Annotated in this window: 25 protein-coding genes and 1 tRNA gene; 13 read left to right on the top strand and 13 right to left on the bottom strand. The window is 71.5% G+C overall.

All coding sequences use genetic code 11. The features are described 5' to 3' along the window. The first annotated feature begins 37 nt into the window (after positions 1 to 37). Complete coding sequence (locus ACZ4Z3_RS29360; protein ID WP_468503856.1) at positions 38 to 514, top strand: GNAT family N-acetyltransferase; 477 nt, start codon at positions 38 to 40, stop codon at positions 512 to 514. A gap of 107 nt (positions 515 to 621) precedes the next feature. Further along, a complete protein-coding gene (locus ACZ4Z3_RS29355) occupies positions 622 to 1014 on the top strand; it encodes a hypothetical protein (RefSeq protein WP_468503855.1) in 393 nt (130 codons plus the stop codon). A 50-nt stretch (positions 1015 to 1064) separates the two neighbouring features. Here the strand turns inward: ACZ4Z3_RS29355 and ACZ4Z3_RS29350 are convergent. The 7 genes from ACZ4Z3_RS29350 to galU form a co-directional block, all read right to left on the bottom strand. Further along, a tRNA-Ala gene (locus tag ACZ4Z3_RS29350) sits at positions 1065 to 1138 on the bottom strand. A gap of 124 nt (positions 1139 to 1262) precedes the next feature. Further along, positions 1263 to 2660 (bottom strand): divisome protein SepX/GlpR, encoded by a 1398-nt coding sequence (gene sepX / locus ACZ4Z3_RS29345; protein WP_468503854.1) that lies wholly within the window; start codon positions 2658 to 2660, stop codon positions 1263 to 1265. A 239-nt stretch (positions 2661 to 2899) separates the two neighbouring features. Then, positions 2900 to 3520, bottom strand: coding sequence for a GNAT family N-acetyltransferase (locus tag ACZ4Z3_RS29340; protein WP_468503853.1), 621 nt, complete (start codon positions 3518 to 3520; stop codon positions 2900 to 2902). A 20-nt stretch (positions 3521 to 3540) separates the two neighbouring features. Continuing rightward, complete coding sequence (locus tag ACZ4Z3_RS29335) at positions 3541 to 4236, bottom strand: MogA/MoaB family molybdenum cofactor biosynthesis protein (RefSeq protein WP_468503852.1); 696 nt, start codon at positions 4234 to 4236, stop codon at positions 3541 to 3543. Beyond that, on the bottom strand, positions 4233 to 4715 hold the full coding sequence (moaC, locus tag ACZ4Z3_RS29330; protein ID WP_055539637.1) for a cyclic pyranopterin monophosphate synthase MoaC: 483 nt from the start codon (positions 4713 to 4715) through the stop codon (positions 4233 to 4235). Before moaC ends, ACZ4Z3_RS29335 begins: the two co-directional genes overlap by 4 nt. A 130-nt stretch (positions 4716 to 4845) precedes the next feature. Beyond that, a complete protein-coding gene (gene glp, locus ACZ4Z3_RS29325) occupies positions 4846 to 6168 on the bottom strand; it encodes a molybdotransferase-like divisome protein Glp (RefSeq protein ID WP_468503851.1) in 1323 nt (440 codons plus the stop codon). A gap of 5 nt (positions 6169 to 6173) precedes the next feature. Next, positions 6174 to 7076: a UTP--glucose-1-phosphate uridylyltransferase GalU gene (galU, locus tag ACZ4Z3_RS29320; RefSeq protein ID WP_468503850.1), complete on the bottom strand. Its 903-nt coding sequence runs from the start codon at positions 7074 to 7076 to the stop codon at positions 6174 to 6176. Positions 7077 to 7178: 102 nt separating this feature from the next. Here galU and ACZ4Z3_RS29315 point away from each other — a divergent pair, with 102 nt between their 5' ends. After that, on the top strand, positions 7179 to 7787 hold the full coding sequence (locus tag ACZ4Z3_RS29315; protein WP_468503849.1) for a 5-formyltetrahydrofolate cyclo-ligase: 609 nt from the start codon (positions 7179 to 7181) through the stop codon (positions 7785 to 7787). Positions 7788 to 7856: 69 nt separating this feature from the next. Here ACZ4Z3_RS29315 and ACZ4Z3_RS29310 read toward each other — a convergent pair whose 3' ends face one another. Further along, positions 7857 to 10688 (bottom strand): penicillin acylase family protein, encoded by a 2832-nt coding sequence (locus tag ACZ4Z3_RS29310; protein ID WP_468503848.1) that lies wholly within the window; start codon positions 10686 to 10688, stop codon positions 7857 to 7859. 233 nt (positions 10689 to 10921) lie between these two features. On the opposite strand from ACZ4Z3_RS29310, the gene ACZ4Z3_RS29305 reads away from it, so the two are divergent. From ACZ4Z3_RS29305 to ACZ4Z3_RS29290, 4 genes are all read left to right on the top strand, one after another. Further along, a complete protein-coding gene (locus ACZ4Z3_RS29305) occupies positions 10922 to 12523 on the top strand; it encodes a potassium/proton antiporter (protein ID WP_468503847.1) in 1602 nt (533 codons plus the stop codon). Between the two features lie 297 nt (positions 12524 to 12820). Next, positions 12821 to 14092: an MFS transporter gene (locus ACZ4Z3_RS29300; RefSeq protein WP_468503846.1), complete on the top strand. Its 1272-nt coding sequence runs from the start codon at positions 12821 to 12823 to the stop codon at positions 14090 to 14092. Between the two features lie 69 nt (positions 14093 to 14161). Next, positions 14162 to 14488, top strand: coding sequence for an FmdB family zinc ribbon protein (locus ACZ4Z3_RS29295; protein WP_079049327.1), 327 nt, complete (start codon positions 14162 to 14164; stop codon positions 14486 to 14488). Positions 14489 to 14574: 86 nt separating this feature from the next. Next, positions 14575 to 15489, top strand: coding sequence for an S-methyl-5'-thioadenosine phosphorylase (locus tag ACZ4Z3_RS29290; protein WP_468503845.1), 915 nt, complete (start codon positions 14575 to 14577; stop codon positions 15487 to 15489). Positions 15490 to 15707: 218 nt separating this feature from the next. Here the strand turns inward: ACZ4Z3_RS29290 and ACZ4Z3_RS29285 are convergent, their stop codons facing one another. Then, a complete protein-coding gene (locus ACZ4Z3_RS29285) occupies positions 15708 to 15938 on the bottom strand; it encodes a hypothetical protein (protein ID WP_468504052.1) in 231 nt (76 codons plus the stop codon). On the opposite strand from ACZ4Z3_RS29285, the gene ACZ4Z3_RS29280 reads away from it, so the two are divergent. Together ACZ4Z3_RS29280 and mscL are read left to right on the top strand one after the other, a co-directional pair. After that, positions 15841 to 16413 carry a hypothetical protein gene (locus ACZ4Z3_RS29280; protein ID WP_468504035.1) on the top strand — a complete coding sequence of 191 codons (573 nt, stop codon included), beginning with the start codon at positions 15841 to 15843 and terminating at the stop codon, positions 16411 to 16413. The two genes, ACZ4Z3_RS29285 and ACZ4Z3_RS29280, sit on opposite strands and share 98 nt — an antisense overlap. A gap of 123 nt (positions 16414 to 16536) precedes the next feature. Then, positions 16537 to 17013, top strand: a complete 477-nt coding sequence (gene mscL / locus ACZ4Z3_RS29275) for a large conductance mechanosensitive channel protein MscL (RefSeq protein WP_468503844.1) — start codon at positions 16537 to 16539, stop codon at positions 17011 to 17013. A 28-nt stretch (positions 17014 to 17041) separates the two neighbouring features. Here mscL and ACZ4Z3_RS29270 read toward each other — a convergent pair whose 3' ends face one another. Next, a complete protein-coding gene (locus ACZ4Z3_RS29270) occupies positions 17042 to 17224 on the bottom strand; it encodes a hypothetical protein (RefSeq protein WP_055537715.1) in 183 nt (60 codons plus the stop codon). A 202-nt stretch (positions 17225 to 17426) separates the two neighbouring features. Between ACZ4Z3_RS29270 and ACZ4Z3_RS29265 the strand changes: the two genes are divergently transcribed. The 4 genes from ACZ4Z3_RS29265 (at position 17427) to ACZ4Z3_RS29250 (ending at position 22388) form a co-directional block, all read left to right on the top strand. Beyond that, on the top strand, positions 17427 to 18710 hold the full coding sequence (locus tag ACZ4Z3_RS29265; protein WP_468503843.1) for a low temperature requirement protein A: 1284 nt from the start codon (positions 17427 to 17429) through the stop codon (positions 18708 to 18710). Between the two features lie 56 nt (positions 18711 to 18766). Then, on the top strand, positions 18767 to 19843 hold the full coding sequence (locus ACZ4Z3_RS29260) for a P1 family peptidase (RefSeq protein WP_468503842.1): 1077 nt from the start codon (positions 18767 to 18769) through the stop codon (positions 19841 to 19843). A gap of 396 nt (positions 19844 to 20239) precedes the next feature. Then, positions 20240 to 21460 carry a L,D-transpeptidase gene (locus ACZ4Z3_RS29255; RefSeq protein WP_468503841.1) on the top strand — a complete coding sequence of 407 codons (1221 nt, stop codon included), beginning with the start codon at positions 20240 to 20242 and terminating at the stop codon, positions 21458 to 21460. Positions 21461 to 21629: 169 nt separating this feature from the next. Further along, positions 21630 to 22388 (top strand): DUF6227 family protein, encoded by a 759-nt coding sequence (locus ACZ4Z3_RS29250; RefSeq protein ID WP_468503840.1) that lies wholly within the window; start codon positions 21630 to 21632, stop codon positions 22386 to 22388. A 43-nt stretch (positions 22389 to 22431) separates the two neighbouring features. On the opposite strand, the gene ACZ4Z3_RS29245 is transcribed toward ACZ4Z3_RS29250, so the two are convergent. The 3 genes from ACZ4Z3_RS29245 to pfkB form a co-directional block, all read right to left on the bottom strand. Next, positions 22432 to 22710, bottom strand: a complete 279-nt coding sequence (locus ACZ4Z3_RS29245) for a hypothetical protein (RefSeq protein WP_468503839.1) — start codon at positions 22708 to 22710, stop codon at positions 22432 to 22434. Between the two features lie 180 nt (positions 22711 to 22890). Further along, positions 22891 to 25005, bottom strand: coding sequence for a PTS fructose transporter subunit IIABC (locus tag ACZ4Z3_RS29240; protein WP_468503838.1), 2115 nt, complete (start codon positions 25003 to 25005; stop codon positions 22891 to 22893). A 223-nt stretch (positions 25006 to 25228) separates the two neighbouring features. Further along, positions 25229 to 26176, bottom strand: coding sequence for a 1-phosphofructokinase (pfkB, locus tag ACZ4Z3_RS29235; protein WP_468503837.1), 948 nt, complete (start codon positions 26174 to 26176; stop codon positions 25229 to 25231). Positions 26177 to 26276 lie beyond the last annotated feature (100 nt).

Below are 26276 nucleotides of genomic sequence, written 5' to 3'. Positions count from 1 at the left end.
CACCCCCGGACACATGCATAGTTGTACGATCCACGACATGATTATCCGCCCGGTACGCTTCGACCACCCCGACGCCGTCAAGCTGAACGACGAGGTCCAGGCCGAGTACGCCGTCCGCTACGGCGACGGCGGGGACGCCACCCATGTCGACCCCGCGCACTTCATGCCGCCGACCGGGCTGTATCTGATCGCCTACGACGGCCAGGACAGACCGGTCGCGACGGGCGGCTGGCGCTCCCAGGACGCGAGCGACGAGGGCTACCTGGACGGGGACGCCGAGATCAAGCGCATGTACGTCACCCCGGCCGCCCGCGGCCTGGGCCTGGCCCGCCGCATCCTCACCCAGCTGGAGAGCGACGCCCGCGCGGCCGGCCGCACGCGCATGGTCCTCGAAACGGGCACGAAGCAGCCCGAGGCCGTCGCCCTCTACGCCTCCAGCGGCTACGAGCCCTGCGCCAAGTTCGGCTACTACCGCTTCCACGAACTGAGCCTCTGCTTCGCGAAGCCGCTCTGACGCAACACGGCGGCACGGCGCGGCAGCGAGGGGCGGTCGGGGCCGGTCAGCCCGGCGGCGGGAAAATCCCCATGCCGCCGTCGCCTCCCGCCCCCTACCGTGACCCCGTGAACGAGAACCGCCGTCTGCGCCGCATGGTCGTGGGTGACACCACCTGGCTCTGGACGGTCCGCCGACGCTCCCACCGCACTCACGGCCACTGCCTGCTGAAGCTCACGCTCTATCCGGAGGGCCCCCGGCGCCGCCGCCTGGTCCTGGTCTTCGCGCCGGCTGAGAACCGGGTCGTCTCCAGCTGCTACTTCGCGGCCGGCGACCTGGTCCGCCTGCCGGACCACACCTGGCTCAACCTCTACGAACCCGCCACGGTCCGCCGCCTTCTGGACGCCGCGGCCCCCACCCTGGACCGCTCCCCGTCCGCCCACACGGTCGAACTGGACGGCTGGCCCTACTTCGACACGATCACCGCCGTGACGCCCAACGCCCCCACGACACCCGCCTGACAACACGTCAGAGCCCCCAGTGGTGATACCACTGGGGGCTCTGAGCTGCGTGGACCTGAGGGGATTTGAACCCCTGGCCCCCTCGATGCGAACGAGGTGCGCTACCGGACTGCGCCACAGGCCCTTGCAACGAGTGAAACTCTAGCATCCCCATCCGGCTGCTTGGAAATCCGTTCCGGGTGGGCCGCCGATCCACTTCCGGCCGGCTCGTGGCTGGTCAGGGAGCGGGCGGACCAGCGGGCCGGGTGTCACTCGTTGGCCGCCCGGGGGCGGTCGCCGTCCTCGTACTGGTCGAAGAGCGGTGTGCGGCCCCGCTCGCGGGAGCGGCGCGCGGACGCGGCGCGGCGGGCGTCGGAGCGTCCGCCGTCGGGGGTGTCCGCGGCCTCGGGCGGCCCGGCACCGGCAGGGTCCTCCTCGGCGGCGGACTCCGACTCCGCCTCCCGCGCTCCGGCGTGCGGGTCGGCCGCGCTGGAGCGCGCGGAGCTCCACGCGTCCGGTGCGCCGAGGTCGACCCCGGAGGTGGCCCGGGGGGCGACCGGCGCGGTGACGTAGGTGGGGAGCGGAACCGGGACCGGGTCCCAGCTCTCACCCTGGCCGGGCTTGCGCTGGCGCTCGCGCTGCTGGTCGATCCACTCGGCGTGGTCGGTCTGCTCGACGAGGGCCCGGCGGTCGGCCGCGAGGGCGTTCAGGTCCGGCCTGGTCTCCTCGTTCGCCTCTGGCCCGTCCTCCGGCTCGTCGGCGTCCACCGCTTCGGTGACCGGCCGCCGCCTGGGCTGCCGCTCCCGCAGTTGCTGCGCCGCCACCTCGGCCCGCCTGCGGTCCATGACGTACGCGAACCGCTTGCGCTCCTGGCGGCGCAGATGCGCGATGTACGCGCTCAGCAGCACCGCGGGGACGGCGGGCGCCCACAGGAAGGCGAGTCCGCCGACCGCGGCGACCACCGCGCCGAGGGTGAAGGCGAGGAAGAGCATCACGGTGGTACGCCGTCGGCGCGCGAGCACCTTCGTGCGCCGGGCCCGCGCCAGGGCCTCCGCCGAGGCCGCCTTGCGTGCGGCCGCCTTCCGCTTGCCCGACGGCGAGGGAGAGGGGGAAGAGGACGAGGAAGAGGGTGTCGAAGAGGGCGAGGCGGCTGCCGCGGACTTCGCGCGGGCCCCGCCCCGCATCCCGGGTCCGCCTTGCATCCCGGCCCCGCCCTGCGCCCCGGCCGAGGCCTGCGCGGCCATCGGCTTGCCCGCGCCGGCCTGCTGGGGCATCGGCTTGCCCTGCGGGCCGGCCTTGCCCTGGGGCGCCGGTTTCCCGTGCTGCTGCGCCTGCTTCGGGTGCTGCGGTGACTCACCCCGCTCCACGGGGAGTTGGGCCTTCGTGTGCGCCCGGTGCGGGGGCATGGCGAAGGCCCGGACGTCCACCGAGTCGGTGACGGCGTCCGGATCGGCGTCGGGCTCCCCCTCGTCGGTGGAGCGCGCCCGCAGGTCCTTGGCGTATCGGCGCTCCATGCCCGCCCGTCCGGAAAGCAGCCGGATGGCGGTGCTGAAGCGTTCCGTCGGACGGGCTTCGTTCAGCTCGTCCTGCCTACGGAGCCACATCGGCACCAAGTAGGCGGCCCAGGCCCCGACGATGACTGCGTAGATGAGGCCGCTGCTGCTCACGCTCACACCGTAGAGGGGTTTGCGTGGGGCCATCCGCCAATTGGGCCGGTGTGTCGCACGATCTGGCTGATATTTCGAGCTTTTTTTGTGACCGATCCGATCAGCTGACCATCGAGAGCGGGAATTTCACGCATCGAGAGCGAATCGAGTACGCACCGAGAACGCTTCGACTCGTTCAACTCGATCGCAGGTCGATCAGCTTTCTTCGAACATATATTTCATTTATTGAGTCGGCCCGGCTAGCCCGCGTCGGATCCGGCGTTGCGCCCGTACCGTGCCCGTTCGCGCTGCCAACGGCCGAGCAGCCCCTCGGGGACCTCCTCGGCAGTGAGGGCGAAGACCAGATGATCACGCCAGGCACCGTCGATGTGAAGATATCGTGGACGAAGACCCTCCTCGCGGAATCCGAGTTTCTCCACGACCCGTCGGCTGGGCCGGTTCTCGGGGCGAATGCAGACCTCGATGCGGTGCAGTCCGACGGTTCTGAAGCAGTGGTCGACGACGAGCGCCACCGACGTCGGCATGACCCCGCGCCCGGCCACCGACTCGTCGATCCAGTAGCCGACGTGCCCGGAGCACATCGAGCCCCAGGTGATCCCCGCTACCGTCAACTGCCCGACGAGCCGCCCCTGGTACTCGATGACGAACGGCAGCATCCGGCCCGCGTTCGCCTCCGCCCGCAGATGGCGGACCATCTGACGGTACGTCGGCCGGTGCGCGATGGGCCCGCTCGGTGTGGGCGGCGGGATGGTCGCCTCCCAGGGGCGCAGCCAGTCCCGGTTGCGCCGGTTGACCTCGCGCCAGGCCCGCTGGTCGCGCATCCTTATGGGCCGGAGGACCACGTCGCCGTCCACCAGCACTACGGGCCAGGATGAGCTGTTCAGCTCGCACCCCCATGGGGTCCGGAGGGTCGCTCGTGGTCCTCGGCGGTGAGGGAGGCGGGTGAGGCCGGGGTGCCCCCGCCTTCGGCCGGCCTCGGGTGGTCCCCGCCGCGGATCTGGTCGACGGCGTGGGTCAGCAGCGGTTCCAGGACGGCCAGACCGTCCCGTACGCCGCCGGTGGAGCCCGGCAGGTTGACGATCAGGGTGCGGCCGGCGACTCCGGCGAGGCCCCGGGAGAGCGCCGCCGTGGGCACCTTGTCCCGGCCGTACGCCCGGATCGCCTCGGGGATGCCGGGGACCTCGTGGTCGAGGACCGCGCGGGTCGCCTCGGGGGTGCGGTCGGTGGGTGAGACGCCCGTACCGCCGGTGGTGACGATCACGTCGTACCCGGCGTCCACGCCCGCGCGCAGCGCCGCCTCCACGGGGTCGCCGTCGGGCACCACCTGCGGCCCCTCCACGGCGAACCCGAACCGCGCCAGCCCCTCCGCGATCAGCGGGCCGCCCTTGTCCTCGTAGACCCCGGCGGAGGCCCGGTTGGAGGCGGTCACGACGAGCGCGCGGTACGGGGCGGGCGCGACCTCGGCGGAGGCGGGGGCGGCATCCGGGGCGGACGGGTGTGCGGCGCCTCCGGCCGGATCGTGCGCGGGCGACCCGTGCTGGGCGGGGTCCGGCGCCGGGTGCGGGGTGTCGCTCATGACCGGCTCCAGTCGCCCGACTTGCCGCCCGTCTTCTCCTCGACGCGCACGTCCGTGATGACCGCGGCCTTGTCGACGGCCTTGACCATGTCGATCACGGTGAGCGCGGCGACGGAGACGGCGGTGAGGGCCTCCATCTCGACGCCCGTGCGGTCCGTGGTCTTGACGGTGGCCAGGATCTCGACGGCGTCGTCCGCGACCGACAGGTCGAGCTTGACGCCCGACACCGACAGCGGGTGGCAGAGCGGGATGAGATCGGGGGTGCGCTTGGCGCCCATGATCCCGGCGATGCGCGCGGTGGCGAGGGCGTCGCCCTTGGGGACGCCCTCACCGCGCAGCAGTTCGACCACCTTCGGTGAGACCAGGACCCGGCCGCTGGCGCGGGCGGTGCGCGCGGTCACGTCCTTCCCTGAGACGTCGACCATGCGCGCGGCGCCCGCCTCGTCGATGTGGGTCAGTCGGTCCTGCGGCGTACTCATGGTGGTGTGGCGCTCCCGGTCGGGGCCCGTCGCGGTGCGGCGCGCGGCCTGTTGTGCGCGACACGGTACGCCACCCTCGGCGGTTCGGCCGAGCAGGACCGCTGCGGCCGCGGACCGCCTCCGCGGGACCTCAGCCCAGCAGGACGACCTCGACCTCCGTGCCCGGCTCGACGGACTCGGTGTCCTCGGGGATCACGATCAGCGCGTCGGCCTGTGCCAGGGCCGCGACCAGATGCGATCCGGCGCCCCCGACGGGGGTGACCTGTCCGTCGGCGTAGGTGCCGCGCAGGAACTGGCGGCGCCCGGTGGGTGAGGTCAGCGCCTTGGGTGCCCGGAGGGTCGCCGTGGTCGTCGGACGGTGGACGTCCTCCAGCCCCATCAGGGTGCGGATGGCGGGCCGGACGAACAGTTCGAAGGAGACGTACGACGACACCGGGTTGCCCGGAAGGGCGAGCAGCGGGGTGTGGTCGGGGCCGATGGTGCCGAAGCCCTGGGGCTTGCCGGGCTGCATGGCGAGCTTGCGGAACTCGATGCCGGCGCCCTCCTCGTCCTCGTCGGCGACGGACTCCAGGGCTTCCTTGACGACGTCGTACGCCCCGACGCTGACGCCGCCGGTGGTGACGACGAGGTCGGCGCGGACGAGCTGGTCGTCGATGGTGGCGCGGAGGGTCTCGGCGTCGTCGGCGACGGCGCCCACGCGGTAGGCGATGGCGCCGGCGTCGCGGGCGGCGGCGGTGAGGGCGAAGCTGTTGGAGTCGTAGATCTGGCCGGTGCCCAACTGCTCGCCCGGCGGGATCAGTTCGCTGCCGGTGGAGAGCACCACCACGCGCGGGCGCGGGCGTACGCGTACCGACGCCCGGCCGATGGCGGCGAGCAGCCCGAGCTGCGGCGGGCCGAGGACGGTGCCCGCGGCGAGGGCGCGCTCCCCGGCCTTCACGTCGCTGCCCTTCGCGCGTACGTGCGCGCGTGCCTCGGCACCGCGGTGCACGGCGACCTGGCCGGTGGCGTCGTCGGGGCTCGCGCTGCGGGCGCGCATCCCGGAGACGGGACCCTCGCCGAGGCCGCCGTCGGTCCACTCCACGGGGACGACGGTCTCGGCGCCGGGCGGCAGGGGGGCGCCGGTCATGATGCGGGCGGCCTCGCCGGGCCCCACGTGGGGCTGCTCGGCCGCGCCCGCCGCCACGTCCCCGACGACCGTGAGCACGGCCGGGAACTCCTCGCTCGCGCCCGCGACGTCCGCGACCCGCACCGCGTACCCGTCCATGGAGCTGTTGTCGAACGGCGGCAGCGACACCGGCACCGTGACGTCCTCGACCAGGACGCAGCCCTGGGCGTCGAGGAGCTGCAGCTCGATGGGTTCCAGGGGACGGACGGTGGCGAGGACGTCCTCCAGGTGCTCGGTCACCGACCACAGGTGGTCCCGGTCGGTGGCGCGGGTCGCGGCGCTGCTCAAAGTGGCTACATCTCCTCGGCTACGAAACTGCGGAGCCAGGTCCGGAAGTCCGGGCCCAGGTCTTCACGTTCGCACGCGAGTCTGACAATGGCACGCAGATAGTCGCCGCGGTCCCCGGTGTCATAGCGGCGGCCCTTGAAGACGACGCCGTGCACGGGGCCGCCGACCTTCTCGTCCGCGGCGAGCTGCTGGAGGGCGTCGGTGAGCTGGATCTCGCCGCCGCGGCCCGGCTCCGTCTTGCGCAGGACGTCGAAGATCTGCGGGGCGAGGACATAGCGGCCGATGATCGCGTAGTTCGACGGGGCGTCGGCCGGGTCGGGCTTCTCGACCAGGCCCGTCACCTTGACGACGTCGCCGGCCCCGGTGCTCTCGACGGCGGCGCAGCCGTAGAGGTGGATCTGCTCGGGGGCGACCTCCATGAGCGCGATGACGCTGCCGCCGTGCTGTTCCTGGACCTCGACCATGCGCTGGAGGAGCGGGTCGCGGGGGTCGATCAGGTCGTCGCCGAGGAGGACCGCGAAGGGCTCGTTGCCCACGTGGGGGGCTGCGCACAGGACGGCGTGACCGAGGCCCTTGGGGTCGCCCTGGCGGACGTAGTGGATGGTCGCCAGGTCGCTGGACTCCTGGACCTTGGCGAGCTTGCTGCCGTCGCCCTTCTTCTCCAGGGCCGACTCGAGTTCGTGGTTGCGGTCGAAGTGGTCCTCTAGGGGACGCTTGTTGCGTCCGGTGATCATCAGGACGTCGTCGAGCCCTGCCGCCGCGGCCTCCTCGACCACGTACTGGATCGCGGGCTTGTCCACGACCGGCAGCATCTCCTTGGGAGTGGCTTTGGTGGCCGGGAGAAAGCGAGTACCGAGACCCGCGGCGGGAATGACAGCCTTACTGATCCTGGGGTTCGCCTCAGTCATGTCCGCAACCATATCCGGTGCCTTTAGGAAGATTCTGTGGCTCCGGTTAATTCGCTCTCATATGAGCAGATTAGAAGGGTACTGGGGCAACCTGTGAGTCAGATGGGTCGCGAAGCGGAGCCTCCCAAGCCAACGTTGCGCAGAGAGTTCCTCTCGGTGAGGAACGGGTTGACGGACGATGACGTCAGGAGAACGGCTGACGCCCTGGCCGGCCGGGCCCTCGATCTGCCCGAACTGGCGCAGGCGCGCACGGTGGCGGCGTATGTCTCGGTGGGACGCGAACCGGGCACCCTCCCGCTCCTCGACGCGCTCCGCGCGCGCGGCGCGCGTGTCCTGCTCCCGGCCCTCCTCCCGGACAACGACCTCGACTGGGGTGTGTACGAGGGAGAGGGCTCCCTCGCGCGCGTGCGGCACGGCGGCGGCCGGATGGAACTCCTGGAGCCCGCCGGCGAGCACCTCGGCCCCGACGCGGTGACCGCCGCCGATGTCGTCCTGCTGCCCGGGGTCGCCGTGGACGCGCGCGGGATGCGGCTGGGCAGGGGCGGCGGCTCGTACGACCGTGTCCTCGCCCGCCTGGAGCGCGCGGGAGCCGACCCGGCGCTGGTGGTGCTGCTGTACGACACGGAGGTCGTGGACCGGGTCCCCGAGGAGCCGCACGACCGCCCGGTGCACGCGGCGGTGACCCCTTCGGGGGTGCGCCGCTTCCGGTGACCGGACGCGAAGAAGCGGCCCCCACGCACGCGTGGGGGCCGCTTCTTGCCGTTCCGCTCGGTCAGCCGGTCATGGCTTCAGCAGCAGCGTGTCGCTCGTGCTCTCCTGGACCGCCTTGTTCGAGAAGGACCACGTGAGCAGCTCGCCCTTGACCCACTTGCCGGTCTGGTCCGTGTAGTGCGCGTTGTACGCGTGGCCGGACGCACCGGTGAGGTTGATCCACTTGGACTTGTCGAGGTCCCCCAGGTTCACGATCATCCGCATCGACGGCACCCACACGACCTCGTAGCCGCCGGCCGCGTTCCAGCCGGTGGCGTTGACCGTGGCCTCGCCGCCGCCGAGCTTCCAGGGGCCTCGGTTGAGCATGTACTTCACGAAGCCGGGGCCCTCGGTGCCGAGCGTCTGGTTCTTCAGGAACAGGCGGTGCAGCCGGCCCCAGCTCCAGGTGTCGATGTCCTTGCCGAGCTTGGCGGTCAGCTCCCAGCGGGCGTCGCGCATGGCCCGGGCGAACAGCTCGTCACGGGTGTCGGCGGCGTCCTGGTTGCGCAGCGCGGGCGTGGACCACCAGGCGTTGTCCTGGTCGTCGATGATCCGGCGGACCACCTCGAACCAGCGGTCGCCGCCGTCCGGCTGCGCCTGGTCGGCGTCGCGCTTGCCGCACTCGCGCACCCGGCGGTCCTCGTCGGCGGGACCGGTGCTGTCGACCGGCTCGACCGACAGGCACTGGCCCTTGACCCGCAGCTCCTTGGGCAGCTTGTTGCCGAAGGCGAGCTTGAGGATGTTGCGCCAGACCGAGTTGAAGTACGCGGCGGCGGCCGAGTCGGCGTCCTGGGTGTAGTCCCAGCCCTCCAGGAGCTTCTGCGCCTCCCGGACGTGCTTGTCCTTGACGTCGATCTTCAGCAGCAGCGGGACGAGCAGCTTGGCGATCTCGCTGCTGTTGTCCATCTGCATCTGGCGCATGTCCTCGGTGGAGATCTTCCCGCCGCCCTTGATCTTCGACTCGATCAGGCTGGTGATGCGCTGCGCGCGCGTGCCGTAGCCCCAGTCGGTGGTGAGGGTGTAGGGGTACTTCTCGTCGACGACGGCCTGGTTGGCGGTGACGATGTAGCCGCGCTCCGGGTCGTACTCGTACGGCAGTTCGTCCTGATCGATGTAGCCGTTCCAGCGGTACCTGGTGTCCCAGCCCGGCGCGGGTATCGAGCCGTCGCCCTTGCCGCGGGTGGGGATCCTGCCGGGCAGCTGGTAGCCGATGTGGCCCTTGGTGTCGGCGTAGATCAGGTTCTGCGAGGGCACGTCGAACAGGGCGGCGGCCTTGCGGAAGCCGTTCCAGTCGGCGGCCTTGTTCATCGCGAAGACGGCGTCCATGGTGGTGCCGGGCTCCAGCGCCGTCCAGCGCAGGGCGATGCCGTAGCCGTCGCCGCGGTCGGGGGCGTCCCGGTCGACGGTGGCCTTCTTGCCGACCTGGACGAGTTCGCTGCTGCGGTCGGACAGCAGGGGCCCGTTGTTGGTGGTGCGGACGACGATCTTCTTGTCGGAGCCGCCGGCGACCTGGATGGTCTCCTCGCGCGACTCGAACGGCAGCACCTTGCTGCCGTACTGGTAGCCGTCGCCGGTGAGCTTCTCCAGGTACAGGTCGGTGACGTCGACGCCGGAGTTGGTCATGCCCCAGGAGATGTCCCGGTTGTGGCCGATGACCACGCCGGGCATCCCGGCGAAGGTGTAGCCGGAGACGTCGTACTGGCACTTCTGGGAGACCGACTTGCAGTGCAGGCCCATCTGGTACCAGACGGAGGGCAGCGACGCCGACAGGTGCGGGTCGTTGGCGAGCAGGGGCTTGCCGGTGATGGTGTGGCTGCCGGCGACGACCCAGGAGTTGGAGCCGATGCCGTTGCCGTTCACGCCGACGGCCTCGGGCAGGTCCTCCAGGACGTCGTAGAGGCCCGTCAGCTGGGTCTGGAGGGCCGAGGAGTCGGAGGAGGCGCCCGCGGTGCCGGTCCCGGTGCCCGTGCCGCCCGCGCCCGTTCCGCCGGTGTTCGTGCCCGTGCCGCCCGTGCCGGTGCCCGTGCCACCCGTGCCCTGCGCGGCACCGCCGGCGTTCCGCGAGGCGCCCGAGCCGTCGGTCCAGGTCTTGGTGAGCTCGTCGTACGTGCCCTCCTGGACGATCGCCTTGTTGCGGTCGTACGGGTACTGCGGGTACAGGTCGGCGATCTGTTTGGGGCCGAGGCGGCTGGTCATCAGGGCCCGGTCGATCTCGTCCTGCATGTTGCCGCGCAGGTCCCAGGCCATGGCCTTCAGCCAGGCCAGGGAGTCGATCGGGGTCCACTCCTCGGGCTGGTAGTCGTTGGCGAAGCCGAGGGCCGCGTACTCCAGGGAGATCTCCGCGCCGTCCTTGCCTGCGAGGTAGGCGTTGACCCCCTTGGCGTACGCGTCCAGGTACTTCTTCGTCTCGGCCGAGATCGTGGACTTGTACTCCTCCTCGGCGACGCGGTGCCAGCCGAGGGTGCGCAGGAACTCGTCGTTGTCGACCTGACCCTCGCCGAACATCTCCGAGAGGCGGCCGGCCGTCATGTGGCGGCGCACGTCCATCTCGTAGAACCTGTCCTGCGCCTGGACGTAGCCCTGCGCCATGAACAGGTCCTCGTCGGAGGAGGCGTAGACCTGCGGGATCCCGTAGCCGTCGCGCTTGACGTCGACCGGGCCGGACAGGCCCTCCAGGGTTATGGAGCCCTTGGTCTGCGGGAACGAGGCGCGGACCGTGCTGATGGACCAGAACGCCCCGAAGCCGACGCCGCCGATGAGGGCCAGAACCAGGATGATCAGGAGAAGGCGTACTTTGCGCCCCTTTTTCCTGCCGGACTTGCCGGACTGCTGGCCGGAGGAGGCGGTGGTGTTGGGGGGCATCGCTGTCCTTGCTGTCCTAACACGAGCGGCAGGTCGGGCTGTGCTTTGTACTGAACGCTGGAGCAACCATAGGCGCAGGGCCCGACACGACTTGACGCGGAGTCGGGAACTGGCACAGACGGACGTTCGATCATGCACCCGCAAGCGTCAAGAAATCGTCAAGAGTTAGGTAAGGTAACGAAGTACTTGCACTGAAGTAACCCCTACAGCACGGTTCCCGTGATCGGCTTCGTATGCCCTCACGCGCACGTGCCCGCTTCAGGTGCTCGGCAGCCCACCACCTGGAACCACGTGCGGTTCGGCGAGAAAGGTACGACCCTCTGACTGTCCATGACCTCAACCAGCTCCTGCTCGTCTGCTCGCTCGTCCTCCTGGTCGCGGTGGCCGCGGTCCGGATCTCGTCGCGCAGCGGGCTCCCCAGCCTGCTCGTCTACCTCGGCATCGGCATCGCCATGGGTCAGGACGGCATCGGGGACATCCACTTCGACAACGCCGAACTGACCCAGGTCATCGGCTACGCGGCCCTCGTCGTCATCCTGGCGGAGGGCGGCCTCGGCACGAAGTGGAAGGAGATCAAGCCGGCCCTGCCGGCCGCCAGCTCGCTGGCGCTGGTCGGGGTCGCGGTGAGCGTCGGGGTGACGGCCGCGGGGGCGCACTACCTGATCGGCCTGGAGTGGCGGCAGGCGCTCATCATCGGCGCGGTGGTGTCCTCCACGGACGCGGCGGCCGTGTTCTCCGTGCTGCGCAAGATCCCCCTCCCCGCGCGCGTGACGGGCATCCTGGAGGCCGAGTCCGGCTTCAACGACGCCCCGGTGGTCATCCTCGTCGCCGCGCTCTCCACCGCCGGACCGGTCGAGCACTGGTACGCCCTGATCGGCGAGATAGCCCTCGAACTGACGATCGGCGCCGCCATCGGCCTCGCGGTGGGCTGGCTCGGCTCGTGGGGCCTCAGGCATGTGGCCCTGCCCGCCTCCGGTCTCTACCCGATCGCCGTCATGGCCATCGCCGTCGCCGCGTACGCGACCGGCGCGCTCGCCCACGGCAGCGGCTTCCTCGCCGTCTACCTGGCCTCCATGGTGCTCGGCAACGCCAAGCTGCCGCACTGGCCCGCCACCCGCGGCTTCGCCGAGGGCGTCGGCTGGATCGCCCAGATCGGCATGTTCGTGCTGCTCGGTCTGCTCGTCACCCCGCACGAGATGGGCGACGACATCTGGCCCGCGCTCGTCATCGGCCTGGTGCTCACCATGGTGGCGCGACCGTTGAGCGTCGTCGCGGGCCTGCTGCCGTTCCGGATCCCGTGGCGCGAGCAGGCCCTGCTGTCGTGGGCCGGCCTGCGCGGCGCGGTGCCCATCATCCTGGCGACCATCCCCATGGTGAGCGGCGTCGAGGGCAGCCGCCGGATCTTCAACATCGTCTTCGTGCTGGTCGTGGTCTACACCCTGGTCCAGGGGCCGACCCTGCCCTGGCTGGCCCGGAAGCTTCGGCTGGGCGGCAGCGGCGACGAGGCCGCCGACCTCGGCATCGAATCGGCGCCCCTGGAGCGGCTGCGCGGGCACCTGCTGTCGGTGGCCATCCCGGAGGGATCCCGTATGCACGGCGTCGAGGTCAACGAGCTGCGGCTGCCGGCGGGCTCGGCCGTCACCCTCGTCGTCCGCGACGGCACGTCCTTCGTGCCGCTGCCGACCACCGTGCTGCGCCGCGGGGACGAACTCCTCGTCGTCGCCACCGACCCCGTCCGCGACAGCGCGGAGCGCCGCCTGAGGGCCGTCGGCCAGGGCGGCAAGCTCGCCGGATGGCTGGGCACGGGCAACGGGAACGGCGGGTCCGGTCGCTGAGGGGCCGACGAGGGGCCGTTAAGAACAGATTTCCAACCGTTCACACCATCCGAATCCGGAGGCCCGACCGCCAGAAGTGCTCATTTTCACAGGTGAACCGCCCGTTCCCCCTGTACGATGAAGGCGCACTTGATCGGACCAACTCTGTCTGACGCAGAGCTGGCGCGACCGTATGGCGGCCGGATCGCCCCCTTCCGCGGGCATCGGCATCTACCGCAGTGGCGCAAGAGGACAGCTCTCGGCGCCCGGCCCCGCGACCTGGGGACCGCGCTACCAGGCGGCGGAAAGGCACGGGCCGTGGCATCCACGGTCACCTCGAAGGCGTCCCGCCCGGGATACGGGCAACTGCTGCGCACCCGCGGCGCGTGGACGTTTCTCCTCCCCGGCTTCGCGGCACGCCAGCCGTTCGCGATGCTGACGCTCTCCCTCGTGCTGCTGGTGCAGCACACCACCGGCTCGTACGGGGCGGCGGGCGCCGTCGCCGCCGTCACCGGTGCCTCCATGGCGCTGTTCGCCCCCTACAGCGGCCGTCTCGCCGACCGCTACGGGCAGCGCGCCGTCCTGCTTCCGGGCATCCTCGTCCATGGCGTGGCAGCCCTCTCCCTGACGGCGCTGGCACTCGCCCACGCCCCCCTGTGGGCGCTGTTCGCCGCCGCCGTGCCGACCGGTGCCTCGGTACCGCAGATCGGACCCATGGTGCGGGCCCGCTGGGGCGTCAAGCTCAAGGGCTCGCCCCTGCTGTCGACCGCGGCGGCCTTCGAGTCCGTCACGGACGAGCTGACCTTCGTGCTCGGCCCGCTGCTGGCGACAGCGCTCTGCACGGCCGTGCACCCGGCCGCGGGACTGCTCACCGAGGCCGCGCTCACGCTGGTCGGCGGACTGCTGTTCGCCGCGCAGCGGGGCACTCAACCCGCGGTCGTACTCGCGTCCCACGCGCGCGTGGAGCACGTCTCCGCGCTGTCGGTCCCGGGTGTGCGCGTCCTGATCGTCGCCTTCCTGGGCATCGGTTCCGTCTTCGGCGGCATGCAGGTGTCACTCGCCGCCTTCAGCGAGTCGATCGGCGAGCCCGGCATGAACGGCGTCCTGTACGGCGTCTTCGCCGCCGGCAACATGCTGTCCGGCGTCGTCTGCGGCGCGATCGCCTGGAAGGCGACTCCGCGACGGCGCCTGATCGCCGGGTACACGGCCCTCGCGCTCGTGGCCTCCGCCCTGTGGACCGCCGACTCCGTGGTGGTGCTCGCCGCCCTGGGGCTCGTGGTCGGCATGTGCATCGCGCCCGCGCTGATCACCGGCTACACCCTGGTCGAGAGCCTCGTCCCGGCGGGCGCCCGCACGGAGGCGTTCACCTGGCTGACCGGCGCGGTCGCGCTCGGCCAGGCGGCCGCCGTCACGGCCGCCGGACAGCTGGAGGACCGGCTGTGGGGCGGCGCCGGGTTCCTGGTCCCGATGGCCGGTACGGCACTGGCGCTGGTGACCCTGCTGGCGCTGCGTTCACGCCTGGTGGCACGGCCCCGGAGCCGTACCGTCGCGCGTGTCGTCGGTCACCGAGTGCCGGTGACAGTGGACTGATGGCCTTGGAATAGGTCACTATGGACCGTCGTTAGCACTCATCGAGTGAGAGTGCCAGGAGGAAGACCAGTGCCGACGTACCAGTACCAGTGCACCGAATGCGGTGAGGGCCTCGAAGCGGTGCAGAAGTTCACCGACGACGCCCTGACCGAGTGCCCCAGCTGCAACGGCCGCCTCAAGAAGGTGTTCTCCGCGGTCGGCATCGTCTTCAAGGGCTCCGGCTTCTACCGCAACGACAGCCGTGGCTCGTCGTCGAGCAGCAGCCCGGCGTCGTCGAAGTCGTCGTCGTCCTCCTCGGACTCGAAGGCCGCCTCCTCGACGTCGTCGTCCGACGCGAAGTCGTCCTCGGGCTCGTCCTCGACCAGCAGCAGCTCCAGCAGCACCTCCGCCGCGTAGTACGCGGGCGGCGCTTCCTTCCGGCCCTGCCGTCGTTCACCGACGGCAGGGTCTTCGGCGTCCCCCCGCCCGGTTAGGGTGCGGGCATGGCGAACACGGAGCAGTTGGGCAACGCGGTGGCCACGTCCACGGGAGCGTCGGCGGCCACGTCGACGGGATCGTCGGCGGCCGACCGGGCGGAGATCGGTGTCATCGGGGGTTCGGGGTTCTACTCCTTCCTCGACGACGTGACCGAGATACAGGTGGACACCCCGTACGGGCCGCCGAGCGACTCACTGTTCATCGGCGAGATCGCCGGCCGCCGGGTCGCCTTCCTCCCGCGCCACGGCCGCGGCCACCATCTGCCGCCGCACCGCATCAACTACCGCGCCAACCTGTGGGCGCTGCGGTCCGTGGGGGCGCGCCAGGTCCTCGGCCCGTGCGCGGTGGGCGGGCTGCGCCCCGAGTACGGCCCCGGCACGCTCCTGGTGCCGGACCAGCTGGTGGACCGCACGAAGTCCCGGGAGCAGACCTACTTCGACGGCCTGCCCCGTCCCGACGGCACGATCCCGAACGTGGTCCATGTCTCGCTCGCCGACCCGTACTGCCCCGCCGGGCGCAGGGTGGCCCTCGAAGCGGCCCGCGGCCGGGGGTGGGAGCCGGTGGACGGTGGCACTCTCGTCGTCGTGGAGGGCCCCCGCTTCTCCACCCGCGCCGAGTCCCTCTGGCACCAGGCGCAGGGCTGGTCCGTCGTCGGCATGACCGGCCACCCCGAGGCGATCCTCGCGCGTGAGCTGGAGCTCTGCTACACGTCCCTCGCCCTCGTCACCGACCTCGACGCGGGTGCCGAGACCGGCGAGGGCGTCTCCCACGAGGAGGTTTTCGAGGTCTTCGCCGCGAACATCGACCGCCTCCGCGGCGTCCTCTTCGACACGATCACCGCACTGCCCCCGACCGACACCCGCGACTGCCTGTGCACGAAGGCACTGGGCGGAATGGACCCGGGGTTCGAACTGCCGTGACGGGGTGTGGCCGGGTGGCCAGGTGAGACTGGGCGGGACGGTGGTGGCCGCGACGCCGGAGCCTCTTGTTCCGGCGGCGGGGTGACCGGCCGGGAGTTGGTGGGGACGGTCCGCCGGAACGCCCCGTTCGGGTGGCTGCGTTTTCCACAGTCGGTGGACGATCCACAGGGGTCGGCGGGCTCCGCCGCGAAGCCTCATCGTGGGACCGCAAGCCGATCTCACGCAGCAGGTGGTGACCTCATGTCCCGTCCCTCGTCCACGCTCTCGTCCACGCCCGCGACCTCGGCCACGGCCTCGGCCTCGGCCAGGCCTGGGCTCACGCACTCGGCCCTCTCGTCCCCCTCGGCCTCCATGCCGTCGGCGATCCCGTCCTCGCGCGCATCCGGTTCGGTGTCCGCCCGCCTGCCCTCCTGGGCCGCCGGGCCGCCCGGTGCCGACGCGCCTCCCACCTGCGAGGTCCCGCACTTCCCGCCGCTGCGGGTGCGTGGCGGCGCTCAGCGGTTGCGGCGCCTCGCCCGCTGCCGGAGGCGGGCCATGGCGGCCGGTCTGGCGGTGACCGCCGCCGCGCTGCTTGCCACGGGGGCGGGCCCCGGTGAAGGGGAAAGGGAGGGAGAACGGGTCAGGGGGCACCCCGTGGCCGAGCGCCGGGCCACCACCGGCACGGTCACCGCACCGGTACGCATCGCCGACGGCGCGACGGTACGGCTGCTGCGCCCCGGCGACCGCGTCGACGTGATCGCGGCGGAGCAGTCCGCCACGGGCGGCGACGCGCGGGTGGTCGCGCGAGGCGCCCGCGTCACGAAGGTGCCGACGGCGAGCGCCACGGAGAGCGGCGCCCTGATCGTCCTGTCGGTGCCCCGCTCCACGGCGGCGCGCCTGGCCGGCGCGGGCGCGACCTCCCGCCTGGCGGTGACGCTGTGGTGAGGCGCCGGGCCCCCGGCCACAGGTCAAGTCCCTCGTTGGTGGGACCCGAGGGGACAGTCGGAGCGGGCCTTGACGTAGGTTGCGGAGTCGTTTGTTCCACAACCAGCGCGGAGGGGTCTCGTGGTGAGCGAGAAGAAGGAGCCGAGTGTCTGGGAGGGCTTCAAGGCCTTCCTGATGCGGGGGAACGTCGTGGACCTGGCCGTCGCCGTGGTCATCGGCGCGGCCTTCACGAACATCGTCAACTCCGTGGTGAAGGGCGTCATCAACCCGCTGGTGGGGGCGTTCGGCACCAAGAACCTGGACAGTTACACCAGCTGTCTGAAGGGCCCTTGCGACGTCGCCAAGGACGGCACGGTGACGAGCGGCATCCAGATCGCCTGGGGTTCGGTGCTCGGTGCCACGATGACGTTCGTCATCACCGCGGCCGTCGTCTACTTCCTGATGGTCCTGCCGATGGCCAAGTACCTGGCCCGCCAGGAGGCCCGCCGGAAGGCGAAGGAGGGCACCCACGAGGTCATCGAGGTGACGGAGCTGGAGGTCCTGAAGGAGATCCGCGACGCCCTGGTGGCGCAGCGCGGCTCGGGCCACGACCGCGAGTAACCGCACGACGGGCGCATGCCCGGCGAGGTCAGAGGTGGTGGGGCGGCTTCTCGTCGAGGAAGCGCTTGAGGTCGGCCGCGCTGTCGCCGCCGTCGCCGGGCCGCTCGCCCCAGCCGTGGTCCGTGTCGTCGGACGAGGGGCGGCTGAGCGGGTCGTCGAAAACCAGCGCGGCCTTGGGGTCACGCGGCTCGGGTGCGGGAGCGCTACTCATGCCTCCAGGGTACGGGCCCCCGCTCGAACGCCCCCAGCCCAGTCACCGGCCACCCCCACCCACGGCCCGAGCCAGCCTCCGGACACCCCCACCCACCGCCCGAGCCGGTTGCCGGACCCCTCCGCGCACTCTCCCGGCCCGCGCGCGCACTCATGAACACCTGAGCGAGAATTCCCCCGGGTTTTCTGGTGTGCTTGGCGCCATGACGTCCAGTTCCACGTCCTCGACACCCCCGGCGCGGGACCCCGACCCGGGCTCCGGCCCGGCCACGGCATCCGCCTCTCCCTCCGGTGCCGGCCGGCTCCCGTTGCGTCGGCTCGTCGCCCGTGGGCGCGGGGAGACCCACCGGGTCGCGTCGCCTCTCGAACTGTTCTTCGACCTGTGCTTCGTCGTCGCCGTCGCCCAGGCAGGCGTCCAGTTGGTGCACGCCGTCGCCGAGGCCCACGCGGCCGAAGGCATCCTCAACTACGCGATGGTCTTCTTCGCGATCTGGTGGGCCTGGATGAACTTCACCTGGTTCGCCTCGGCGTACGACAACGACGACGTGCTCTACCGGGTCGTCACCCTCGTCCAGATATTCGGTGTGCTGGTGCTCGCCGCCGGGATCGCCCGGGCGTTCGAGGACCACGGCTTCCTGCTGGTCTGGCTCGGTTACGCGATCATGCGGCTGGCGATGACCACGCAGTGGCTGCGGGTGGCCCGGTCGGCGGAGGGCGCCGAGCGCGTCATGGCGCTGCGGTACGCGGCCGGTGTGGCGGTGTGTCAGGTCGGCTGGCTGGGCCTGCTGATCCTGCCCGAGCCGGCCAGACCGTGGCTGTTCCTGGGGATGGCGATCCTGGAGCTGTGCGTCCCGGTGTACGCGGAGAAGGACTTCGCCACGTCCTGGCATCCGCGTCACATCGCCGAGCGGTACGGCCTGTTCACCATCATCGTGCTCGGCGAGACGATCCTGGCGGCCACGGTCGCCGTGAAGTCGGCCGCGGACGAGAACGACGCGCTGGGCGAGCTGCTGCCGATCGCGCTGGGCGGACTGCTGATCGTGTTCTCCGCGTGGTGGATCTACTTCACGGTGCCGATCCACGGCCATCTGCGCTCCAACAGGGAGAGCTTCCTGTGGGGTTACGGCCACTACCTGATCTTCGCCTCGGCGGCCGCGATCGGCGCCGGGCTGGAGGTCGCGGTGGAGGAGGCGGTGCACAAGGCGCACATCTCGACGCTGGCCGCGTCCGCCGCCGTGACGCTGCCGACGGCGCTCTACCTGCTGTCGGTGTGGGCGCTGCACGCCCGTCACTACAAGGTGGGCACGGCGCAGCAGGCCGTGTTGCCGCTGGCCGCGCTGGCGGTGGTGCTGTGCACGTTCCTGGGCCACTGGGCGGTCCTGGCGGCGGGCGTCGTGGCGGCGGGGACCGTGGCGATCGGCGTGGTGTTCACGGCACGTACGGCCGGTGCGGAGGGGGCCAGGACCGCCGCGCCCGGGCAGGGTTGAGGGAGTCACAGGCACGGTCCGACACACGCACGCCCCGGTCGCAGACAAGGACGCAGATGACACCCGAGACCTCCGGCACCCCCATGTCCTCCGACCGCGCCCACCGCGCGGACGCCCTCACCGACGTGCTCGGGCTGCGGGTCGGGCACGCCACCCGGGTCGGCGGCGGCTGGCTGACCGGTACGACCGTGGTTCTCGCTCCGGAGGGCGGCGCGGTGGCGGCCGTGGATGTGCGCGGTGGCGGGCCCGGCACCAAGGAGACGGACGCGCTCGACCCGCGGAACCTGGTGCAGAGGGTCGAGGCGGTAGTACTGACCGGCGGCAGCGCGTACGGGCTGGACTCGGCGTCGGGTGTGATGGCCTGGCTGGAGGAGCGGCGGCGCGGGGTACGGGTCGGCCCCGATCCGGCGCATGTCGTGCCGGTGGTGCCGGCGGCCTGTGTCTTCGACCTGGGCCGGGGCGGCGACTTCCGGGCCAGACCGGACGCGGCGACCGGCCGGGCCGCTGTGGAGGCGGCGGCTGCGAGCGGGCTCGGTGCCCCGGTGGCGGAGGGGTGCGTGGGCGCGGGGACGGGGGCGACGGTCGGGCTGCTGAAGGGCGGTGTCGGCACCGCGAGCACCGTGCTCGGCTCGGGGATCACGGTGGCCGCGCTGGTCGTGGCGAACGCCGCAGGGTCGGTGATGGAGCCGGAGACGGGGGTGTTGTACGGGGAGTTGTTCCAGGGTCGGGTGGAGTATCCGGCGGCCGAGGTGCACGAGGTCGCGCGCCGCAGGATCGCCGAGGCCGCAGCGAAGAGCCCGCCTCCCCCGCTGAACACGACGTTGGCGGTCGTCGCGACCGACGCCGAACTGACCCGCGCCCAGGCCCAGAAGCTCGCCGGGACGGCCCACGACGGCATCGCCCGCGCCGTGCGGCCCGTGCATCTGCTGAACGACGGCGACACGGTCTTCACCCTGGCCACCGGCGCCCGCCCGCTCGCCCCGGACTCCGGTCCACTCGCCCTGAACGAACTCCTGGCGGTGAGCGCGGACTTGGTGACACGGGCGATCGTCCGGGCTGTGCGGGCGGCCGAGTCGGTGGACGGACCGGGCGGGACGTGGCCGTCGTACGGGGAGTTGTACGGGAGCCACTAGTCGTACGGGGGCGCGTGCGGGGGGCATGAGCCACGCGGGGTCGCGGAGGGCGGTCGGCCGGAGTGTCAGTGGGCGTGGCTGGGTTGCGGCCGTGAGTTGGGATCTCTACGTCTACCGGTTCCCGCCCGAGGCCGAGTCACCGGCCGACATCGAGGCCGGGTCGGGGGCTTTCTCACCGCCGAGTCGCGGCGGTCGTCGTTCGAGGCGTGGCAGGAGTACCGGGACAGGGTGTTGAGGGGGTCGTAGGGGTTCGTACGGGAGGCGATTGTCCCGGTTCTGTCACGTGATGCCGTGTGGGGCGGAAGTCGGGAACCCTGTCGGCCGCCGGTCGCTCTTTCTCCACGTACTGGAGCGGATGACGTAGATCACGTGGACGCGTAGAAGGTGGAGCAGATCGTGACGAGGCCGAAGATAGCTGTGCGGCGTGTGATGGGGGCCTGTGCCGTGCTGGTGGCCGGCGCGCTGACCCTGACCGGCTGTGGCGGGGACGCCCAGGCCGACAACAAGGGCGGGGGCGACAAGAAGACGTCGGTCAAGGACTCGGCGGCGCGGATCACGATCTCGGCGAAGGACGGTTCGACGGGCGCGTCGATCAACTCGACCGGTGTGAAGGTCAGCGGCGGCAAGCTGACCGAGGTGAAGATGACCGCGACGGAGGCCGGCACCGAGGTGCCGGGCGAGATCGCGGCGGACGGACGCTCCTGGCAGCCGAAGGGGCAGCTGGAGCGGGGGACGAAGTACCGGATCTCCGCGACGGCGAAGAACGCGGCGGGCAAGACGTCGGCCGCCAACTCCATCTTCACGACGGTCTCCACCGCCAACAGCTTCATAGGCACGTACACGCCGGACAACGGCACCACGGTCGGTGTGGGCATGCCGGTGTCGTTCACGTTCGACAAGGCGATCACGGACAAGAAGGCCGTGCAGTCGCACATCAAGGTGACGTCGAGCAGCGGGCAGGAGGTCGTCGGGCACTGGTTCGGGGCGCAGCGGCTCGACTTCCGGCCCGAGGAGTACTGGAAGGCCGGTTCCAAGGTCACGATGAAGATCGACCTGGACGGCGTCGAGGGTGCGAACGGGCTGTACGGGGTGCAGGACAAGACGGTGACCTTCACCGTCGGGCGGTCGCAGGTCTCCACGGTCGACGTCGACACCCAGACGATGAAGGTCGTCCGGGACGGCAAGACGATCAAGACGGTGCCGATCTCCGCCGGCAGCGCCGAAAACCCGACGTACAACGGGCAGATGGTGATCTCGGAGAAGTTCAAGCAGACCCGGATGAACGGCTCGACGGTCGGCTTCGGCGGGGAGTACGACATCCCGGACGTGCCGCACGCGATGCGTCTGACCTCGTCGGGCACCTTCCTCCACGGCAACTACTGGTACAACCGGGGCAACCCGCCCTTCGGCCGGCAGGGCACCAGCCACGGCTGCGTCGGCCTGGCGGACGTCCGGGGGGCGAACGGCGACACGATCGCCAAGTGGTTCTTCGACAACTCGCTCACCGGTGACGTGGTGATCGTCAAGAACTCCCCCGACGACACGGTCGCGCCGGACAACGGCCTCAACGGCTGGAACATGTCCTGGAGCGCCTGGAAGGCCGGAAGCGTCGTCTGACCTCGGGCTTCTGAGGATCCGTCAGAGAGTTCGCCGGGCCGCGCGGGAACAAACCGCGCGGCGCGGCCGTTTCACGGGCGTACGTTTTCTCGGTTCCCGGACATGATGTCCGACCGAGGGGCTACGGTATGCACCCACAAGGTGACATGCAGCAACGCCGGGAGAAACCTTGAGCGTTCCGTACGAGACGGCAGCGTACGAACCAGCCGAGTCGCCGGAGTCTCCGGAGGAGCACCTCGCGCGGCTCCTCGGTCGCGCCCTGAACTCCTTCGAACTGCCCGACGAGACCATAAGGCAGCTCGACTGCCCCCTCGCCCACGACAGCTCGCTGCACTCCGCGCACTACAGCTCGGGCCTGCACCGGGCGACCTACCGGCACACGTGGCTGCTCGCCGACGGCTCCGCGGTCACCCTGTGGGAGCTGGTGCACAACACGGTGCCCGGCAGCGACATCCAGCACGAGGTGTACACCGACGAGGAGGAGTTGCGGGCCGCCACCGCGCGGCTGCCGCTGCCTGCGGACGCCCCGGATTTCGAACTGCCCGCGATGGTGGAGCTGGCGGCGTTCCCCGAGCCGCGCCACGCGTACACACCGGACGACTCCGCGGACCACGCCCGGCGGCTGCTGCGGCGGGCGGAGAACCCGGACCCTCCCGGTGACGAGATCGCCACGTTGCTGCTGCGGACCGCGTTCGCGCATGAGATCACCCAGGCGTTCGGCCGCCCGAGCCGGTCCCGCCGGGGCGGTCGCCCCGGCTTGAGCTTCTCGCTCTACGAGCACGCGTTCCTGCTCACGGACGGGCAGGAGATCTCCCTGTGGGAGGTGGAGCACACGGCCACCCCGGACGGACGCCATATGTGCGAGGTCTACACGACGGAGGACGCGGCCCGAGACGCGATGGAGCGCCGGGCGGGGTTACTCGGGTAGGGCCCGGGAGCGGACCGGGCCGTGAGGGTCCGGAGCCGGCCCCTCAGGCCAGACGGTCATCGGTGAACTGACGGGCCAGGAACGCGAAGGCGTCCTGTTCGGCCGGGGTCAGTTCCACATGCTCGACGTGCGGGCCCTTGCGGCGCTGGTGGGGCAGGCCGCGAAGGCGCCCACCGCGGCGCCGGGCCAAATCCATGAAGCGGGCGCGATGCGCCTCGCCGTCCCGGCGCAGAACGCGGACCAGCACGGCGACCCAGATGACCGCCGCGAGGGCGAGGGTGGCCACGCCCACCAACTGGAGGATCGACACGTGCTCAGGCATGCCCTCCAGTAGACACCACCAGACGGGACTTTGAGCCCGGATGGTGACGTATCTCGCAGGTACGGCGTACAAGTAACAGGGGTCGCAAAGGCGCCCAAAGGGGCGCATGGGGCTCACTGTGAAACGCGGTCGGCCGCAGCCCCACGAGGGAGGGCTGCGGCCGGCGGAAGGTCGCGGGGCTCAGGCCGCGACCGACTCCTTCGTCTGCGTCTCGGCAGCGGGAGCGGCCTCGGCGGCCCTGCCCGGCTGGGTCTTGCGCATGCCCTTCAGGACGATGACGAGGCCGGCCGTGACCGCCGTGCCGACGGCGATGGCCAGCAGGTACAGGATCGGCTTGCCGATCAGGAAGGTGACCCAGATACCTCCGTGCGGGGCGCGCAGGGTCGACCCGAAGGCCATGGTCAGCGCGCCGGTGACCGCGCCGCCCGCCATGGAGGCCGGGATGACGCGCAGCGGGTCGGCCGCCGCGAACGGGATGGCGCCCTCGGAGATGAACGAGGCGCCCAGGACCCAGGCCGCCTTGCCGTTCTCGCGTTCGGCGGTGGTGAACAGCTTCTTGCGGATCGTGGTGGCCAGGGCCATGCCCAGCGGCGGGACCATACCGGCGGCCATGACCGCGGCCATGATCTTCATCGCGGAGTCGCTGGGGTCCTGGACGGCGATCCCGGCGGTGGCGAAGGCGTAGGCCACCTTGTTGACCGGACCGCCGAGGTCGAAGCACATCATCAGGCCGAGCAGGACGCCGAGGAGGACGGCGTTGGTGCCGGAGAGGCCGTTCAGCCAGTCGGTCAGCCCCTTCTGCGCCTCGGAGATCGGCTTGCCGATCACCACGAACATCAGGAATCCGACCACCGCCGTCGACACCAGCGGGATCACCACCACCGGCATGATGCCGCGCAGCACCGGCGGGATCTCGATCCGCTGGATCGCGAGGACCACACCACCGGCGATCAGACCGGCGACGAGACCGCCGAGGAAGCCCGCGCCGATCGTCACGGAGATCGCACCGCCGACGAAACCGGGCACGAGACCGGGCCGGTCGGCCATGCCGTAGGCGATGTAACCGGCGAGGACCGGGACGAGGAAGCCGAAGGCGGCGGCGCCGACCTGGAACAGCAGCGCGCCCCAGCTGTCGATCTGCCCCCAGTCGAAGTGCTCGGTGACCGACTTCGCCTCGTTGATCTGGTAGCCGCCGATCATGAAGCCGAGGGCGATCAGCAGACCGCCCGCCGCGACGAACGGAACCATGTAGCTCACGCCCGTCATCAGCCACTTGCGCAGCTTGGTGCCGTAGCCCTCGCCGGGTTCGCCCGCGCGCTCCACGGGGGTGCCCGGGCGCGCGGCGGCGGTGACCTCGCCGCGCTCGGCCTTGCCACGGACCTCGGCGATCAGTTCGGCGGGGCGGTTGATGGCGGCCTTCACACCGGTGTCCACGGTGGGCTTTCCGGCGAACCGTTCCTTCTCCCGTACGGGGACGTCATGGGCGAAGATCACGCCGTCGGCGGCGGCGATGACCGCCGGGTCGAGCCGGCTGAACCCGGCCGAACCCTGCGTCTCGACGACGATCTCGACGCCGTCGGCGTCCCGGCCCGCGTTCTCCAGGGACTCGGCGGCCATGTAGGTGTGCGCGATGCCGGTGGGGCAGGAGGTGACGGCGACGATCCGGAAGGGGCGGCCGGCGGGGGCGGGCTCGTCCTCCGCGCCCGTCTGCGGCTCCGCGGGCGGGGCCTCGTCGAGCGACGCCGTGGCGGTCGTCGTGGCCGCGGGCTCCTTCGGGGGCGTGCCGCCCGCGGCGGCGTCGGGGGAGGCCGTTCCGCCCGACGCCGCCGCGGAGTCTTCGGTGGTCTCGTCCGTCGCGTCGCCCCGGATGAGGGCGGCGGCGCGGGCCGCGTCGTCCACCGCGCGGAGGGCTTCGGTGAACTCGGCGTTCATCAGCTGACGGGCGAGCGAGGAGAGGATCGTGAGGTGGGCGTCGTCCGCGCCGGCAGGGGCGGCGATCAGGAAGATCAGGTCGGCGGGGCCGTCGGCGGCACCGAAGTCGATACCGGCGGCGCTGCGCCCGAAGGCCAGGGTCGGCTCGGTGACATGCTCACTGCGGCAGTGAGGGATGCCGATACCGCCGTCGAGACCGGTCGGCATCTGGGCCTCGCGGGCTGCCACGTCGGCGAGGAAGCCGTCCAGGTCGGTGACCCGGCCCTTCGCCACCATGCGCTCGGCGAGGGCACGCGCCGCCGCTTCCTTCGTCTCGGCGGACAGGTCGAGGTCGACCAGATCCGCGGTGATCATCTCGCTCATCGCGGGCTCCTTCGCACGCGTATCGCCCGGGGGGTGAGGTGGGCGGGGGTGGGGACGGAAGTGTGGGGGGCGCCGGCCAGGGGGGCCGAGAGGAAGGACCGGCCGGGGCCGACGAGGCCGACGGAGCCGGTGGCGCCGACGGGGCTGCCGGGGCCGGGGAGACTACGCCTTCCCGGGCGCGGCGGGAGTAATACAGAACGAAGGTTCGTTTGCGTTCGCTCGCTCATGCCACCGGCTCCTTCAGGGCGCGGTCCACCGGTACCTCCGTCGTCACCCTCACCGCGGACGGGTCGAGGTCGGAGGGGGTCGGCATGACGCTGCCGGGAAGTTGGACGGCGGCGGCGCCGTGGGCCACGGCGGAGGCGAGGGCGTCAGCGCCGTGGCCGCCGGCGATGAGGAAGCCGGCGAGGGAGGAGTCGCCGGCGCCAACGTTGCTGCGGACGGCGTCGACCCGGGCGCTGCCGAACCAGGCGCCGGAGGCGTTCACGAGGACCTGTCCGTCGGCGCCGAGGCTGGCCAGGACCGCGCCCGCGCCCATCTCCCGCAGTTCCTCCGCTGCCTTGACAGCGTCGCCGACGGTCGCGAGGGGGCGGCCGACGGCTTCGGCGAGTTCCTCGGCGTTGGGCTTGACCACGTCGGGGCGTTCGCGGAGGGCGGCCAGCAGGGCCGGGCCGGAGGTGTCCAGGGCGATCCGGGCACCCGCGGCGTGGGCGCGGGCGACGAGTTCGGCGTACCAGGAGGGGGCGAGGCCGCGCGGGAGGCTGCCGCAGCAGGCGATCCACGAGGCGTGGACGGACTGGGTGCGGACGGTCTCCAGGAGGAGTTCCCGTTCGGCGGCGGAGAGTTCGGGGCCCGGCGCGTTGATCTTCGTGAGGACGCCGTCCGCCTCGGCGAGGGCGATGTTGGAGCGGGTCGCCCCGGCCACGGGGACCCGTGCGACCTCGATGCCCTGCGCGTCGAGCAGGTCCGCGACGAGCGCGCCTGGCGCGCCGCCCAGCGGCAGGACGGCCACGGTGCGCTGCCCGGCGGCGGCGACCGCGCGGGAGACGTTGACGCCCTTGCCGCCCGGGTCCATGCGTTCGCCGGTGGCCCGGATGACCTCGCCGCGGTCGAGGGAGGGGACCTCGTAGGTGCGGTCGAGGGACGGGTTGGGGGTGACGGTGAGGATCATGCGCGGGCCTTCCGACCGGCGGTGCGGCCCGCGACGGAGCCGTTGACGGCCCCTTGAGCCGTGGCATTGCCCGCGGTCCTGCCCCTGGCGTTGCCCGCGG

The organism is Streptomyces sp. NPDC030296, assembly GCF_055572815.1.
This window is presented reverse-complemented; position numbering and strand designations above follow the sequence as displayed.